Origin of the sequence: Martinezella hainanensis, from assembly GCF_900094555.1 — a bacterium.
In the GTDB taxonomy this organism is placed as follows: Bacteria; Pseudomonadota; Alphaproteobacteria; order Rhizobiales; family Rhizobiaceae; genus Rhizobium; species Rhizobium hainanense.
Genome location: NZ_FMAC01000006.1, coordinates 411,056 through 426,075, shown reverse-complemented (window position 1 = coordinate 426,075; position 15,020 = coordinate 411,056). Strand labels below are relative to the sequence as shown.

Annotated in this window: 14 protein-coding genes; 5 read left to right on the top strand and 9 right to left on the bottom strand. The window is 58.4% G+C overall.

Features of this window, described 5'->3' with window-relative positions; genetic code table 11:
• Nucleotides 1–30: 30 nt before the first annotated feature.
• The 6 genes from GA0061100_RS21075 to GA0061100_RS21050 form a co-directional block, all read right to left on the bottom strand.
• Complete coding sequence (locus GA0061100_RS21075; protein WP_075854774.1) at nt 31–1,683, bottom strand: ABC transporter substrate-binding protein; 1,653 nt, start codon at nt 1,681–1,683, stop codon at nt 31–33.
• 464 nt (nt 1,684–2,147) lie between these two features.
• Nucleotides 2,148–2,750 (bottom strand): 2-hydroxychromene-2-carboxylate isomerase, encoded by a 603-nt coding sequence (locus GA0061100_RS21070; RefSeq protein ID WP_075854677.1) that lies wholly within the window; start codon nt 2,748–2,750, stop codon nt 2,148–2,150.
• Between the two features lie 25 nt (nt 2,751–2,775).
• The gene (locus GA0061100_RS21065) at nt 2,776–3,348 is read right to left on the bottom strand and encodes a TetR/AcrR family transcriptional regulator (RefSeq protein WP_075854676.1); all 573 of its coding nucleotides are present in this window, start codon (nt 3,346–3,348) and stop codon (nt 2,776–2,778) included.
• Nucleotides 3,349–3,386: 38 nt separating this feature from the next.
• Nucleotides 3,387–4,430, bottom strand: coding sequence for a ketopantoate reductase family protein (locus GA0061100_RS21060; protein WP_075854675.1), 1,044 nt, complete (start codon nt 4,428–4,430; stop codon nt 3,387–3,389).
• The gene (locus GA0061100_RS21055) at nt 4,427–5,671 is read right to left on the bottom strand and encodes an acyl-CoA dehydrogenase family protein (protein WP_075854674.1); all 1,245 of its coding nucleotides are present in this window, start codon (nt 5,669–5,671) and stop codon (nt 4,427–4,429) included. Before GA0061100_RS21055 ends, GA0061100_RS21060 begins: the two co-directional genes overlap by 4 nt.
• A gap of 130 nt (nt 5,672–5,801) precedes the next feature.
• Entirely contained in the window at nt 5,802–6,902 is a 1,101-nt protein-coding gene (locus tag GA0061100_RS21050) for an LLM class flavin-dependent oxidoreductase (RefSeq protein ID WP_075854673.1), read from the bottom strand.
• Between the two features lie 476 nt (nt 6,903–7,378).
• Between GA0061100_RS21050 and GA0061100_RS21045 the strand changes: the two genes are divergently transcribed.
• Together GA0061100_RS21045 and GA0061100_RS21040 are read left to right on the top strand one after the other, a co-directional pair.
• Nucleotides 7,379–7,558: a hypothetical protein gene (locus tag GA0061100_RS21045; RefSeq protein WP_075854672.1), complete on the top strand. Its 180-nt coding sequence runs from the start codon at nt 7,379–7,381 to the stop codon at nt 7,556–7,558.
• On the top strand, nt 7,548–8,171 hold the full coding sequence (locus GA0061100_RS21040) for a helix-turn-helix domain-containing protein (RefSeq protein ID WP_075854671.1): 624 nt from the start codon (nt 7,548–7,550) through the stop codon (nt 8,169–8,171). The genes GA0061100_RS21045 and GA0061100_RS21040 overlap by 11 nt, the downstream gene beginning before the upstream one ends.
• Before the next feature lie 172 nt (nt 8,172–8,343).
• Here the strand turns inward: GA0061100_RS21040 and GA0061100_RS34730 are convergent, their stop codons facing one another.
• A complete protein-coding gene (locus GA0061100_RS34730) occupies nt 8,344–8,700 on the bottom strand; it encodes a hypothetical protein (RefSeq protein ID WP_159444803.1) in 357 nt (118 codons plus the stop codon).
• A gap of 606 nt (nt 8,701–9,306) precedes the next feature.
• Between GA0061100_RS34730 and GA0061100_RS21030 the strand changes: the two genes are divergently transcribed.
• The 3 genes from GA0061100_RS21030 to GA0061100_RS21020 all read left to right on the top strand — a co-directional run bounded on the left by GA0061100_RS21030 (nt 9,307) and on the right by GA0061100_RS21020 (nt 12,919).
• Complete coding sequence (locus GA0061100_RS21030) at nt 9,307–10,266, top strand: PLP-dependent cysteine synthase family protein (RefSeq protein ID WP_075854669.1); 960 nt, start codon at nt 9,307–9,309, stop codon at nt 10,264–10,266.
• Entirely contained in the window at nt 10,263–11,453 is a 1,191-nt protein-coding gene (locus GA0061100_RS21025) for a cystathionine beta-lyase (RefSeq protein WP_075854668.1), read from the top strand. Before GA0061100_RS21030 ends, GA0061100_RS21025 begins: the two co-directional genes overlap by 4 nt.
• Nucleotides 11,454–11,566: 113 nt before the next feature.
• Nucleotides 11,567–12,919, top strand: coding sequence for an FAD/NAD(P)-binding protein (locus tag GA0061100_RS21020; protein ID WP_075854667.1), 1,353 nt, complete (start codon nt 11,567–11,569; stop codon nt 12,917–12,919).
• A gap of 41 nt (nt 12,920–12,960) precedes the next feature.
• Here GA0061100_RS21020 and GA0061100_RS21015 read toward each other — a convergent pair whose 3' ends face one another.
• Entirely contained in the window at nt 12,961–13,992 is a 1,032-nt protein-coding gene (locus GA0061100_RS21015) for an NADP-dependent oxidoreductase (protein WP_075854666.1), read from the bottom strand.
• Nucleotides 13,993–14,128: 136 nt separating this feature from the next.
• Nucleotides 14,129–14,974 carry a VOC family protein gene (locus GA0061100_RS21010; RefSeq protein WP_075854665.1) on the bottom strand — a complete coding sequence of 282 codons (846 nt, stop codon included), beginning with the start codon at nt 14,972–14,974 and terminating at the stop codon, nt 14,129–14,131.
• Nucleotides 14,975–15,020: the final 46 nt, after the last annotated feature.

Genomic DNA, 15,020 nt, shown 5'->3' with positions numbered 1-15,020 from the left:
CCTCCTTGCGCTCCTTGGCTGTGCTGTGGGTTAGTCACTGATCGTGGCCGTGTAGTAGCTGGCATAGGCGACGCCGTTGTATATCTCGCCTTTCAGCTTCGGTGACTGGACATAGATGCGCTGGACCATCTGCGTGCGTGGAATGAAATAGCCCTGCTCAAGGACATATTTCTGAAGCTCGTCCAGCAGCGGATTTCTGATTTCGAGAGAACCTGCACTGGCGATCTTGTCGCGCAGTTCGTTGATCTTCTTGTCGCTCTCTCCGAGTGCGAACCAGTTCTCGCCGTTATTGGCGTCGGTCAGGATGCTTGCAACGGTACCGGCGTCGATGAAGCTGCGCGTCACCTCGTAGGCTGGCACACCGGCACCGCCATATTGAACCTTCTGACCGTATGTCACGACGTCATAGGCCCGGATATCGACCTTCCAACCGATCTTGCCGAGCTGCTGGGCGATGAGTTCGTCGATCGACTTCGAGGTTACGAGGTAGGGGTTGGAGTTGAGCGTCAATGACAGCTGCTTGCCGTCCTTGGCGCGTATGCCGTCGGCCCCCTTGATCCAGCCCGCCTCGTCGAGGAGTTTCTCGGCCCTGTCGGGATTATAAGCTAAAAGGTCGCCGTGATCGGTCGCTCCGGGGACGTTGCTCTGAATGAATGACGTCGCGAGCTTCCAGTCGGGCGTATAGACCGTATCGATGATTTCCTGGCGATTGATGCCGGCCTGCAAGGCCTGGCGTACCTTGACGTCATCGTAAGGCGCGAGTTTCGTATTGATCGCCCAGCCGTTGACGAAGCCGAGATAACGTGGTGTCGCGACGGTGAAGCCGTCCTGCTTGAGTGACGTCAGTTCCTGCGGCGAGGCGTTATAGGCAATGTCTGCCTGGCCGGACTGGACCGCGGCGACGCGCAGTGACGGTTCGGACACCAGCTTGTAGGTGATCGTATCGAGATAGGCCGGACCAGTATGACCAACGGCCGCCGGCCCCCAGTTGTAATCCTTGCGTTTGGTGAGCTTGACGAAGTCGCCTTCCTTCCAGGAATCGACCACATAAGGTCCGCTGCCGGAGGTCTTGCTGAGATTGGCTTGCTGCGCGGCCGGCTGTGCGATGGTCTTGGGAGAGATCAGAATGGAGCCGTGATAGCCAAGGGTCGGAATGAAGCCGAGCGTCGGCTTTTTGAAGAAGACCTTTACGGTGGTTGCGTCAACCGCCTCGGCGTGATCGTAGGTCTTCGGGAAGAGCCCAATCGGATTGATGCCTTCCTTCTTGCGTCCGGCATACCAGATGTCGAGGTTGGCAACCGTGGCAGACGCATCAAGAGGTGTGCCGTCCGAAAAGGTCACGCCACTCTTGAGATGGAGGGTGAACTCGGTGGCACTGTCGTTCTGCTCCCAACGCTCGGCAATCCAGGGGCTGACCTTGCCGTCAGCGTCCACGTAGACGAGCTTGTCGGTTACGTGACCCCAGATGTGACCCTGAAAACTGGAAATCGCGCTGTTGTTCGGTATCCAGCTGTCGCCCAATGAATCGATGAGGAAGGTGATGTCGCCGCCATTGGCCGGCTCACCGGCACTATGCGCCGGTGTGAGACCCGCCATCGCAACCAGGGCGCCCGTCGCCACGGCCGAAGTGGTGATCAACAGACGGCGTCGGGAAAGAGACAGCGAGAAAAGGCGTTCGGTCATGGAGAAATCCTGATGGTTCGGGTTCCGCGAAATCTGAAGCAAAGCCTATTCAGGTCGAACCCAAAGGAGAAAGACTGGTTGTTCTTTTTCTACTAAATTTATGGATTATTTTGTCGGGTTTGGTCTTGTGCGGGGATCAGCTTTTTCAGGTGGCTTGGTGAGGGATTTGCTGGCTTAACCCTCGTTGGTGTTCAGCGCCTCGGTGCCGTTCTTGTCAGGATCGATTTTGAACAAGGGATATCGAAGATCCGCGCCGGCGGTAGTTTGCCGGCAAATCATTCCGCCTCGACCCGTGTAAGTTTGCCGGTCGATCCCTGGAGCAATTACAAGCTCCCGATGCCTTGCGTGAAAATATTTGGCCTTCTGGACCGACGGCAAATACGGAATCGTCGCTGCCATCTCCGATATGGCAAAGAATGGTACAGACTTCAGGCCCGTTCGGCCTGAAGTCTTTTGGCGGCCTGTCAGGCCACCAGCTTCTCACCATTTAGATGACGCTCCAGGAAGGGGAGGCTGTCCTGCCCCCAATAGAGCTCGCCTTCGTAGCGGAAGGTCGGAAGGCCGAAGACGCCCGCCTCCTTGGCAATGTCGCGATTGTTGTTCCAGAGTTCGGAGATATCGGGGCGCGCCGTGCGCGCCTCAAGCGCTTCACCGTCAAAGCCTGCGGCGTCGGCAATCGCCTTTCGCACATCGGGATTGCCGATATCCGCGGCAGTGCCCCAGAAAGCATGCTGTAGCGCGCGGGCGAGGCCAGCCCAATCCTGCCCTTCGAGCTGAGCGGCCAAAACGAGAAAGCCCGCAGGCGTCGGGTCGGACAGCGCCGACCGATTCGTAAAGTCGAGCTGCTTGCCGCGAAGAGCGGCCCAGCGCCGGAGATCCTTCAGCCAATAGGCGCGGCGCGCGTCGGGGCGATCGCGCGAATAGATCGCGCCATTTTCGACGATCAGCGGAATGAGATAGGGACGGATTTCAGCGCCGGATTGCGCAGCGAGTTCGACAAACGCATCGAGGCCTATATAGGCCCATGGCGATCCGATCCCGAAGAAGTAATCAATGGTTTTGGTCATAAGGCATTTCTCCTGACGGGATGAATTATGCAGTAGCTTTAAAGGTCGCTGTCGTCGCCATATCGAAGACGGACAGCGCGCAATCGCGCGCCACCAGAACAGCATGGGGATCACGGCCGACGGCAACCGTCGCCAGCGCCCCTTCGTAAAGCAGCGACATGTGCGCGGCAGCCTGTTCGGTCGGACACCTTGCGGCCGACATGACGGAACGGAAGATATCGCGCACGGCATTCTTATGCTCGCGGGCGATGGAAACGACCCGCTCGGAATCACCGTGCTCAGCGACCGCCAATGCGAAGGCGCAGCCGCGAAACTCCGGGCTGTCGGCCTTTTCGAACAGGCGTTCGAAAATCAGGGCGATCTGATCACGCGGCTGTAGCGTCACAGTGGATGTGACCTCTCTCAGTTGAAGAAGGACGCGTTCGTGACGCTCGGTCAGATAGGCCGCGACAAGATGATCCTTGGACGGAAAGTGCCGGTAGAGTGTGGCTTTTGCAACATTGGCTTCGTCGACGATGCGGTCGATACCGACAGCGCGAATGCCTTCCTTGTAGAAAAGGGTGCCGGCGGTGGTCAGGATATGATCTGATATTTTCATTGCGTCGGTCCGGATGCCGTCATTGCATGATCTCGGGACTAGCCCGTCTGATGTGCTTTCGGCCTCGAAGGGGTAGGGGTAGAGAAAGACAGGTAGTTCTCGGCAAGCCGGCGCAGACTAGCGAAAGGAAGGAGCGCCGTGAAGCCACCTTTTTGCGCCGTCGATCCGGCAATTTCCTGGGCAGCACGGTTATAGGGCGTCGCTACCCCATGCAGACGCCCGAGAAGAGTGATTTCTCCATTCAGATAGTCGACTTCACTTGAAGCGCCGCGCGTGAAACTCTGCCAGGTCGATTGCTGGCCGGGCCGAATGCCGGAGTTTTCGGCGATCTTCCAGTGCGCGATACTGACGGTCCGTTCCAAGGGTGATGCCAAGGCATGGCCTGCCGCCTTCAAAACCGTCTCGGCTTCCTGGACAAGGGCTGTGCCGAATGCTGTTCGTTCGGCGTCCGCTCCGTCGAAAAGCTCCAGCACATTGCGCACATTGTGAAGCAGCTTCGCCGCCTTCCATCGCTTGATATCGCTTGTTGTCTCGGCGATGTAATCCGATCGGCTAAGATGCAGGACGATCTTGGCTGCCGTCTCATCGGTGCCGTGCGGATAACGACCGACGGTCACGATCGCCACCTGCGGATCGCCTCCGACCACGACGTGGCCGGTTTCCGTAAAGCGGGCGGGCGTCAGGATGCTGGCGCCGTAGACATTCGAAAAAAGTCTAAGAGCTGTCGCTTCCGTGGCCAGGCCATTTTGAAATGTGACGATCGGCAGGGCGGAGGCTGTCAGTCCCTGAGAATGGTCGATTGGCCGCCAGGCCCAAAAAGCGAGGGTTTCGGCGGCATCTTGCGATTTTACCGTCAGCAGCAGGATATCGGACTGCCGCAGTGATGGCGGCTCTGCCGTATCGAAGGCGTTCAGGCGCAGCCGCCTCATGCCGGCAGGCCGATGGTAGGCGAGGCCGTGATCGATGATGTGCCTGATCTGGGCGCCGCGTCCGACAAGGGCGTAGTCGACACCCGAAAGCTCAAACTGCGCGGCAAGGCTAGCGCCCACGGCACCTGCTCCGATGATGACGTAGCGCGTCATGCTCGCCTTCCTGAAACGGCATTCACGAGCTCTCGTGTGTCGCCTGCTTGCCGGGGGGCGGGGGGTACAGCGTGTGCCCTTTCCCCTGTGAAAAGATGCGGCTGCTCTTCCGTCTTGCGGCTCCATCTGTCACATGCCGAGCGCCCGAGAATGGAAAGAGACGTGTCTTCCTGGGGCGCGTGGACAAGAACCGATTGGATATCGCGGAAATGCCGCTCGATCCCGAGATCACCGTTGAGGCCGGGATTGCCAAGCGTGCGCACGGCGAGCTGAACCGCGTCGCGTATGTTGCGTGCCGCAAGAAGGCGCGCCCTGATGAGTGTTTCCACTTCATCCAGCGAATGGTCGAGCGCGTTGAACAGGATCTGTCTTGCGCCGCCCACGAGCAGGTCGATCTCGCCGGCTGCGGAAATGAACCTTTCGGTTTTTGCGATCGGAACGCCGAGATTGGTGGGGATCCGTTCATGACCGAAGCGGATGAATGCCTCCTGGGCCGCTTCCGCGGCTCCAAGATATATGGCGGTCAGCGCGACGGAAGCAGCAGCATGGGCACGATTGTCCTGCGTGCCGACGGAAGTGTCGACCAGATCGAGGACGTCTTCGAGCGGCACCTCGACATCTTTGAACTCGACATCGTGCGAGCCGCTGGCCCGCATTCCCAGGCTTTTCCAGTTTTCGATCACCGTGATGCCGGGGCGTTGCGACGGAACGACGAAGGTGCCGACGCGTTGCGGTGTTTCATCGGTGCGCGCCCAGACGAGGAAATGGGTCAGGCCGAGCGCGCCGGTAACGAAACGCTTGCGCCCAGAGATCGCCCATCCGCTGGCGGTGCGGCGCGCCAATGTGTCGGGAAGCCCGCCCCGGGCGGGAGAACCGAGGTCGGGCTCGACACGTGCGGCATTCAGCAGGATCGGGCGATCGCGCGCGTCGTCGAGCAAACGTCGATAAAGCGGCTCCGGCCACTTGCTGCCCGCGGCCTGTCCGAGATGGGTGAATATGGTCATCGCGCTAATCAAGGCGACCGAAGGATCGCCGCGACCAAGGGCTGCCAGGATGCGCCCGACGTCGGCAATGCCCGCACCTTTCCCGCCGAACCTTGGTGCCACCGTGCTTTCGAGAAGGCCCGCGGCATGGACAGCCTCGATGCCGGCCCAGGGGAAGGCTCCGGATTCATCTGCCGGCACAGCTGCGGCAGCAAGCTTGCGGGTCACATCCGCCAGATCGTTGGTGCTATAGGACACTTTGCATCAGCCTCTTTGAAGCAGCGAGGGGTGCCATGCGCGGGCTTTGCCGCGCGATGGCCTGTCTTTGCAAACACAAACCGAATGGCGTTCGCCAAATTTCATTTGTTGATGCGTGACAATGCGGGCGTCAGGCGACCGCCTGCTGCGGTCTTTCCCGTTCCACCAGATCCGCCCTGACGAGCGGCAGAATATAGCGGCCGTAGTCGATGGCGTCGTTGAGGTTGTCATAGCCTCTGATCGAGATCAGATCCGCGCCGAGATCGACGTAATCGAGAATGGAATCCGCAATCGTTCTTGGCGAGCCGACCAGCGCAGTGGACGCACCGCGCGCATTCGTCGCCGTCACCGTCGGGTACCAAAGAGCCCGATCATGCACATCGCCGCGCGAGGCGATTTCAAGCAGGCGCTGCGAGCCGGCATTCTGCGGCGAAGGCGCGGTTGGCGGCACCTTGCCAAGGCCTTTTGCGCGATTTTCCTTCAAAAGGTCGAGGGTGCGATGCGCCTTGGCCCAGGCAAGCTCATCCGTCTCTGCGACAATCGGACGAAACGTCACCCAGATCCGCGGACGATCCTTGCGACCGGCGCGGGCAGCTTCTGCATGGATCCGGTCGATTTGCTGCTTGGTTTCGGCCAGCGGCTCACCCCACAGGCCGAAGATATCGGCAAGCTCGCCGCCGATGCGATAGGCGTCGTCCGATGATCCGCCGACCGACACCGGGATGGTGCCGTTCACTGGACGCACGCGGCTGTGGAACTGCTTGAATTGATAGTAGCGGCCATCGAAGTCAAAGGGTTCGCTCGACTGCCAGACGCGTCGCAGAATGCGGATATACTCCTCCTGCCGTTCATAACGCTGATGCTTGTCGAGGAAGTCGCCTTCCTTGGCCTGTTCTTCATCGCTCCCGCCGGCAATGAAATGGACAACCACCCGCCCGCCGCTCAGCTGATCGAGCGTCGCCAGCGATTTCGCAGCGACCGTCGGATAGATCGTATTCGGACGAAGGGCGATGATGATCTTGATGTTCTTGGTGTGCGCCGCCACGGTCGCGCCGATGGTAAAGGGGTCGAAGGACGCGCTGTCATAGGGAATGAGGGTGTAGTTGAAGCCATAATCATCGAGCGAACGGGCATAGCGCTCGATGAATTGTGGGTCGAGCGCGGGATTTTCGAGAGGGTTGAGCTCGGTCGAGGCATTTGGAAAGGTGACGCTGATGAATTCGGTCGGCATGTCTATGTCCCTATGGTTTGCTTCACCGGATTGTGGACAGGATGCTAACGTCGCCGGAATGCTGCAGAAAGACAGGTCGTTCTTTTTCTATAAAATTTGTAGAATATTTATGCTTTGAATCCGGCCAACCGAGAAGCTGAGGTCTCCTTTTAGGTTTCGACAGATAGCCGTCGTTAGAGATCCTGCGCCGCTGGGGTTCGGGAAATCTGTCGCGTGCAGTGCGGACTTTGCCATTCTCAATGAGCGCATGAAGCGCGCTGGGGTGCGATTGTTGCAGCCGCGGCGGCGCGGATGGGACCTGCCTGGCAACAGGAGGATCAACAACCACTTGATCGACCGTTTCTCGGGCAGGCCTTTCGTCGCAAACGCGCCCTTTTGCAAAAACATTCCGCCGCTCTTGCCAAGATTGGGTACGGCTCTCTCCACAGTAGTGCAGTGAAATAGTAGATTTATCGCGTTAGATTTGAGGAACTAGAATGTCCCGTCAGGCTGCCAATATCATTGATTTCCAGGCCTATCGCGATGCCCGCGAGAAAACCTCAGCGGTGGCGTCGTCTGCCGGCGCAACCTGGCCGGCCCAGCCGTTTCTGATGTGGGTGCCCTTCGTCGGCTTTATTCCCGTAATGCCGTTCGGCAATCAAACCTATGGCAGCTGAACTGGGCGGGCCGCTGCATCTGGTCTCCAGGGCAGAGGCAATCGACGAAATCTCGACGTTGACCGGCCAAAATCTGCGGCGTCTGAGAACACGGCGGGGCTATTCGCTGGATCGGCTGGCCAAGATATCGGGCGTCAGCAGGGCCATGCTCGGGCAGATTGAAACCGGCAAGAGCAGTCCCACGGTCGCTATCCTGTGGAAAATCGCGGCTGCCCTCGAAGTATCCTGTGGTTCATTGATCGCCGAGCCGCATGAAGCCACTCTCCATGTGCTGACGCACGCGAAAGCAAAGGTCCTTTCCGCATCCGAAGGGCGCTTTCAGACCAGGGCGCTTTTCCCTTATGAGAGCGAGCGCAAGGTTGAGTTCTACGAGCTGCGAATTGCTCCCCACCATACTGAAACCGCAGAACCGCATCGGTCTGGCACCGTTGAAAATCTCGTCGTGTCGCGCGGTACGGTGGAGGTCGTTGCCGGCAGACATGCGCCGCAGATCCTTGGCGAAGGCGATGCCATCATATTCGAGGCGGATGTTGCCCACAGCTATCGCAACATGACCGGCAACGAGGCAGTGCTCTATCTCGTCACCACTTATGTCGAGGAAGTTCGCGGCTGAGTTTGCGCCATGCGAATAAAGAGGTAATCCCTGAAGCAGTCGCGATCTCCTAAGATTTGCTCCTGGCGCTTCAGGTCATTGCTTTCGTGCATATCACGCAAAGCCGCGGCTCAGTTTTGCGTGATATGTTTGAGCGGTGAGCCGCTTTTGTGCTCGTATCTGCCTGATAATATCAGGCAGCTTCCATCATGCAGCACATCATCATGTTGCCGCACATCATCATCATCGGCATGCCCGAGGACATCATGGACATCATGCGCTTGCAGCATTCCATAAACATGTCCTTGTCCATGCCTTCCATCGGCATCATCTCGCAGACCATGCCCTTCGGCGTCATCTTGCAGGTCATCTTGCCCATCATCATCTGCATCATGGGCATCATCATCGGATTCATCATCGGCATGCCGCCCATCATGGAACCCATCATCGGGTTCATCATGGGATTCATCATTGGCATCGCGCCCATCATCGGCATGTTGCTCATCATGGGGTTCATCATCGGCATCATATTCATTGCAGGGTTCATCATCGTCATCTCCCGAAATCGGCCGTGTTCTGGCCTTCGATGAAAGTTGAGTTATGCCAACTAATTTTCCCGTTCAATGCAAAAAATTATTTTAATATTCTTTCCTCCAATAGAATAGAGATGTCTCTGTTTGTTTGATCGGTATCGTTGTTATTGCAGAGATTTATCCATTATAGCAGATGCCTCCAGGCGCCAGCATCGGTCCGGGGCGTGATGATTCCGACCTGGATATTAAGGCGAAGAAATTCATTTTGCCGATTCGAGCGGTAACGGCAGAAACCTATTCCTTTAATCTACTGGATTTGTGGATAATGTCTCGGCATTGGATGGGCGTTTGCCACCGCGATGCCGTTTAACGGCTCGGTGCGCGGCCGACGCCGGAATCAGGAGCTCGCATGGATACGGTTCTCTACCTCGCCTCGCTCACAACGCAAACGCGTCGCCCAGTGGGTCTCGGATCCTGGACGATTGCACAGTTGGCTCTTGTCGGCCTCACGCTCCTCCTGTCACTGCTTCTATTGCTGCGCACAGCGTGAAGGGGCCGGGGCGTAATTTCGCGCTTCCTTCTCGATCTTTGCTCCTGCTCGCCGGACATCGGAGAAGTATCGCGTGACGAAAATCTATCAAAGCTTCTCGGAGCTGATCGGCAATACGCCACTGCTTGAACTCCATAACTATCGCCGGAGCCGGGCGCTCGGTGCCCGTATCGTTGCGAAGATCGAATATTTCAATCCGGCGGGCAGCGTGAAGGATCGGATTGCCTGGGGCCTTGTCAGGCAGGCGGAAGATGAGGGAAGGCTGCGGCAAGGAGATCTCATCGTCGACGTGACGAGCGGCAATACCGGGATAGGCCTGGCGGCGGTGGCGGCATCGCGCGGCTATCGCACGAAATTCTACCTGAGTGACAATATCAGCCGGGATAAGGTGAAGCTCCTACGGCACTTCGGCGCCGAGATCGTTACGGTGCAAAACGAGTTCTTCCTTGATCCCGAAGCACTGGACAAAATCTCGGCACGCATACGCGAGGAGAACCCGACGGCATTCTTCACCGATCAATTGTCCAATCCCGCAAATCCGCAGACACATTTTGAAACGACAGGCCCGGAAATCTGGCGTGACACGGATGGCGCGGTCGATATCTTCGTTGCCGGTGTCGGCACTGGCGGCACGATCTCTGGAGCAGGCAGGTTCCTGAAATCGCAAAAGGCTGATTTGAAGGTCGTGATCGCGGAGCCGGCGGCAGAGTCGCTGCCCACTGAGGACGATCCCTATCCTGATGAGATCGATGGTGTCCACAAGGTGAGCGAAGTCTCGCCGGAGCAGCTGCCGCGCAATTTCGATACGACGATCGCCGATGAAATCATCGCTCTCAGCACTGCCGATGCTCGCGCGACGGCGCATGCGCTTGCTGCGGAGGAGGGGATATTCGCGGGAACATCGTCGGGGGCGGTTCTATGGGCGGCAACGCAGTTGGCCGCCCGGCCCGAGAATGCCGGCAAGGTCATCGTCGCCATCTTGCCCGATACCGGTGAGCGCTACTTATCGACTTCGACGGAGCAGACACAATGACCAGGGGCAATGATCCGACTAACCCGGCAGGTCCCAATACCCAGCTTGTACGCGCAGGCTACGATCCCTTCGACTATCATGGCTTCATCAATCCACCGAAGGTTCATGCATCGACGGTTCTGTTTCCGGATGCGCAAACGATGGATCGCAACGGGCAGAAATACACCTATGCGACGCGAGGCACGCCGACCACGGACGCGCTTTGCGATGCGATCAATGAACTCGAAGGGGCGGCCGGCACGATGCTGGTCCCGTCCGGCCTTGCCGCCGTTACGACCGCGCTGCTGGCGTATCTGTCGCGCGGAGACCACGCACTGATCGTCGATTCCGTCTACGGCAATGTCCGGCAGTTTTGCGATACGATGCTTTCGCGTTTCGGCGTCGATGTTGAGTATTATGACCCTTCGATTGGCCGGGATATCGAGGCGCTTTTTAGGGCCAACACGAAACTGGTTCATACGGAAGCGCCTGGATCGAACACGTTTGAGATGCAGGACATTCCCGCGATCGTCGAAGTCGCTCATCGGCATGACGCGATTGTTACCATGGACAATACCTGGGCGACACCGCTTTTCTTCAGACCCCTTGATGCTGGCGTCGACGTGTCTATCCAGGCTTCGACAAAATATCCAGCCGGCCATGCCGATGTGCTGATGGGTACGATTTCGGCAAATGCCAAGCATTGGCCAACGTTGAAACGTGCCAATGGCGCGCTTGGCTTTTGCGGTACGCCGGACGATGCGTATCAGGTTCTTCGTGGACTGCGCACCATGGGCGTTCGGTTGGAGCGGCATCAAGCAAGCAGTCTTGCCGTTGCAAAATGGCTGGAGGGACGGAACGATGTGGTTCGCGTTCTCTATCCGGCTCTGGAAAGCTTTCCTGGACACGCGCTTTGGCGGCGTGACTTCAAGGGAGCCGGCGGTGTGTTTTCCTTTGTGCTCGCAGCCGGTCGAGGAGAGGATTTCAAGCTGAAGGCGGAAAGGTTTCTCGATGGGCTTTCGCTGTTCGGTCTCGGCTACTCCTGGGGTGGATATCAGAGCCTGGCGCTGCGCGTCGATCTCAGTGATCGTCGCATTGCGCAGGTGCCCACGGAAGGACCGGTCATCCGCCTTCAGATCGGGCTGGAGGATGTCGAAGATCTTATCGCTGACCTCGAACGTGCCTTCGCAATCTCATCAACGGTCTAGCTAGTACGTCTTGCTCAAGAGACGGGGTCTATAAAATCCGTTCCCATCGCCTAGATGAAATGAGGCGGCGTCGGTTGTTCATTCTGCGCGTCGGAACGTAGAGGAGGCAAGCGATGATCTATGATGCCGTTGTCGTGGGTTCTGGTTTTTCCGCCATCTCCACCGTCTGCAATCTCGTGGAGCTACTCCCTGAAACGGCATCGATCGCCATTGTCGGCGACGATCCCGGATTTGGTCGCGGGACTGCCTATCGGACAGAATTCTATCTGCACCGCCTGAATGTGCCGGCCGGTCGCATGAGCCTTTTTCCGGACCGCCCGAACGCCTTTGTCGAATGGTTGCGGGAACGCAAGCGACCACTGGACGCGGGAGATTTCGCCTCCAGACAGGACTATGGCCTCTACATTCGAGATAGCTTGGCTGCCCTGTTGCGCAACAGGAAGGGCCGCTGCCGGGTCGATTTCATCAAGGCGAAGGCGACAGGATGTGTCGAGCGCTACGCCTCCGCACTCGGTTTTTTATTGGACAATGGCAATGAGATCGCCGGCCGAAGCATCGTGCTCTGTCTCGGCGTTGGAAATGCGCAATTGCCGTTTGATGTTTCCCGACTATCCGCTGGCGCACGCTCCCACATCATCGAAAATCCTTGGCGGCTGTCATGGCTGAGGCGGGTGGGTAAGATCGATACGATCTGTATCCTCGGTTCCGGACTGACGATGATCGACCAGGTTTTGGCACTGTCCGCCCACGGCTTCATGGGCAAGATAGTCGTGCTGTCACGACGCGGCCTCGTTCCGCTCGATCATGCCAGTCATGCGAAGCCGGCGGCGGAGATCGATGTCGGTGCGTTGCCCACGCGGATGAGCGAACTCCTGCACGTTCTCCGTCGCAAAAGCAAGGATGCGGGCGACTGGCGCAGCGTCATGGATGGGTTGCGCCCTAAAACGCAAGCGCTCTGGTCGAGATTGCCCGAACTCGAGCGTCGCCGCTTTTTACGTCATGCGTTGCCATGGTGGAACGTCCATCGTCACCGTGTTGCACCGGACGTCTTCCGGAGATTCGAAACGATGATGCAAAGCGGCCAGGTTTCCGTCCGAGCCGGCTACCTGCAGAATGTGGAGGAGGCGGGGGCTTTGGCATTGCATTACCGGCCTCGCGGCGGAAGCCTTGCCGCATGGATTGAGGCGGATTGGATCGTGAACTGCACTGGCATGGAACGGGCAGGCATCGCGCATTCCCCATTGCTGCAGGAAATGCAGCGCAAGGGCCTGATCAACGCAGACCCGCTTCGTCTTGGGTTGACGGTCGACGCTCGCTCGCGCGTTCCTGGTTCGAGCGGCAACGATGCCGTCATTTATGCCGTTGGCGCACTGACTGCGGGCCAATTCTGGGAAATTACCGCCGTGCCGGATATCCGCGTGCAGGCAAGAAACGTCGCCCAGGCCATTGCTGGCAGATTGCGCTGAAGGAGCCGAGAAAGCCGGCTTCGGTGGCGTGCTGATCGCTGTCAGCTCTGTGCGACACGCACGATCAGTTTACCGAAGTTTTGCCCTTCCAGCAGCCCAAGGAAAGCGTCCGGAGCGTTTTCAAGCCCATCCACGATGTCCTCCTTGTACCTGAGGCGCCCCTCGGAAATCCATTTTCCGGCTTCGCGATAGAAATCGGGACGCTGATCGGCGAATTCGCGCTGTATGAAACCCCGGATGGTCAGGCTCTTTCTCAGGATGGCGCGCATCACCGCGGGCAGTTGGTCTGATCTGCGCGAAGTGGACTGATCCTCGTTATAGTGTGCGATCAGTCCACAGATCGGCACGCGCGCGAAATCGTTCAGCAGTGGAAACACGGCGCTCCAGACGTGGCCACCGACATTTTCGAAGTAAATGTCGATGCCGTTCGGACAAGCCGACGCGAGCTGGGTTTGAAAGTCGTCGGCCCGGTGATCGATTGCGGCATCGAAGCCGAGTTCGTCGTGGATATAGCGGCACTTGTCCGGGCCGCCTGCGATCCCGACCACCCTTGCACCAAAGATCTTGCCGATCTGCCCGACGGCTGAGCCGACCGCGCCGCTTGCTGCGGCAACGACCAATGTCTCTCCGGCTTTGGGTCGTGCGATATTGCGCAGTCCCGCATAGGCGGTAAAGCCCGGCATTCCCAGAATGCCGAGTGCCGTCGAGATCGGTGCTGCATCCGGGTCAAGCTTGCGCAATCCCGCGCCGTCTGAGATCGCATGGCTCTGCCAGCCGGAATGGGAGAGAACAATGTCTCCTGGCGTGAATGCCGTATTGCGTGATTTGGCGACGCGCGCGACGGTTCCTCCTTCCATCACGCCGCCAATTTCGACCGGCGCGGCATAGGATTTCGCGTCGTCCATCCGACCCCGCATATAGGGGTCGAGGGAAAGATAAAGGATTTGCAGAAGAACCTCGCCTTCGTCGAGATCCCGCAATGTTTCCCGTTCAAGTCGGAAGTTTGCCGTCACCGGTTTTCCAACGGGACGGGAGGCAAGCACGATGCGGGTGGTGACGGGCTGATTGGCCATGTCGCGTTCCTTGCATTGATTTCGATATCGAAGCGCTGAACGACCGCAATGCCGGAACCGGCATCTCAATTGCAGTCGTTCGGAAGCTCCTGCCGTATTGTTTGCGCGCCGGCGTCGCGTATGCGCTTCGGCTCTTTCACTCCTTGAACCACAGCGCGACTCCATTGGCGGCATCGGCATCGACCAGCAGGCCACCCTCGAAGGGACGAGATGAAAGGCCCCCTTGCGCCAGGACGTCTGCCGTCACCTGAAGCGATCGCACTTTCAGTCCCAGCGCCACTTTTCTTTCGTTGCCGTCAAAGCTTGCCGGAATGGCTAAGCCGAACCGGGAAGTCGCGTTAGCCTCAGACAGAATATGAAGTGTGACGATGCCGGTGTGAATTGCAATGCCGTCCCTGGTGATTTCAGGAGCAACGGTATTGGCAAATCCGCCTAGCAGTTCGGTTAGCGTCTGGGGAGCGCGGCTGACGATAAAGATGTCGACGATATCGAGCACACCGTTGGGATGGCTCTGGTCGCGCGGTTGCCATACCAGGTCTGGCGTATTGTGCTGGCAAAAGAAGAAGCGGCCGTTGGAAATCGCCTCCTTGCCGATCTGAAAGGTGCGGAAACTGGCTGACTTCTGCGTGCCCCCCACGTCGACGGGGCGCGAGAAATCACGCCATTCGGTGACGGGTTTGCCGGCTTCGCCCAATTCGCGTTGCAGGCTGGCTGCGTCGGCGGTTCGAAAGGCAAGCCCGTTCAAACCGGTCGGATAAGACCAGAGATCGGCGCGTTTCCCGTTACTGTCAGGCGGAAATCCGAGCAACTCCAGATAGTTCTCACCGAACACGGCAAGATGATTGATGGAGCCCAGCGTATGGTAGCCCCGTGGGGTCAATGCAAAGCCGAGTTTGCGATAGACAGCGGCTGCCTCGTCCAGCCGGTCAAGGACGCCAACGACTGCGTGATCGAGGATGAGAGGTTGGGCAGTAACGGCCATATGTGGGGCTCCCGGCATAGAGATAGGTTAGGGCATGGAGATAGGT

What these genes read in the sequence shown, in the direction of transcription:
- GA0061100_RS21075 (WP_075854774.1), bottom strand. Translation starts at nt 1,683, where the DNA reads ATGACCGAACGCCTTTTCTCGCTGTCTCTTTCCCGACGCCGTCTGTTG.
- GA0061100_RS21070 (WP_075854677.1), bottom strand. Translation starts at nt 2,750, where the DNA reads ATGACCAAAACCATTGATTACTTCTTCGGGATCGGATCGCCATGGGCC.
- GA0061100_RS21065 (WP_075854676.1), bottom strand. Translation starts at nt 3,348, where the DNA reads ATGAAAATATCAGATCATATCCTGACCACCGCCGGCACCCTTTTCTAC.
- GA0061100_RS21060 (WP_075854675.1), bottom strand. Translation starts at nt 4,430, where the DNA reads ATGACGCGCTACGTCATCATCGGAGCAGGTGCCGTGGGCGCTAGCCTT.
- GA0061100_RS21050 (WP_075854673.1), bottom strand. Translation starts at nt 6,902, where the DNA reads ATGCCGACCGAATTCATCAGCGTCACCTTTCCAAATGCCTCGACCGAG.
- GA0061100_RS21045 (WP_075854672.1), top strand. Translation starts at nt 7,379, where the DNA reads ATGTCCCGTCAGGCTGCCAATATCATTGATTTCCAGGCCTATCGCGAT.
- GA0061100_RS21040 (WP_075854671.1), top strand. Translation starts at nt 7,548, where the DNA reads ATGGCAGCTGAACTGGGCGGGCCGCTGCATCTGGTCTCCAGGGCAGAG.
- GA0061100_RS34730 (WP_159444803.1), bottom strand. Translation starts at nt 8,700, where the DNA reads ATGATGAACCCTGCAATGAATATGATGCCGATGATGAACCCCATGATG.
- GA0061100_RS21025 (WP_075854668.1), top strand. Translation starts at nt 10,263, where the DNA reads ATGACCAGGGGCAATGATCCGACTAACCCGGCAGGTCCCAATACCCAG.
- GA0061100_RS21020 (WP_075854667.1), top strand. Translation starts at nt 11,567, where the DNA reads ATGATCTATGATGCCGTTGTCGTGGGTTCTGGTTTTTCCGCCATCTCC.
- GA0061100_RS21015 (WP_075854666.1), bottom strand. Translation starts at nt 13,992, where the DNA reads ATGGCCAATCAGCCCGTCACCACCCGCATCGTGCTTGCCTCCCGTCCC.
- GA0061100_RS21010 (WP_075854665.1), bottom strand. Translation starts at nt 14,974, where the DNA reads ATGGCCGTTACTGCCCAACCTCTCATCCTCGATCACGCAGTCGTTGGC.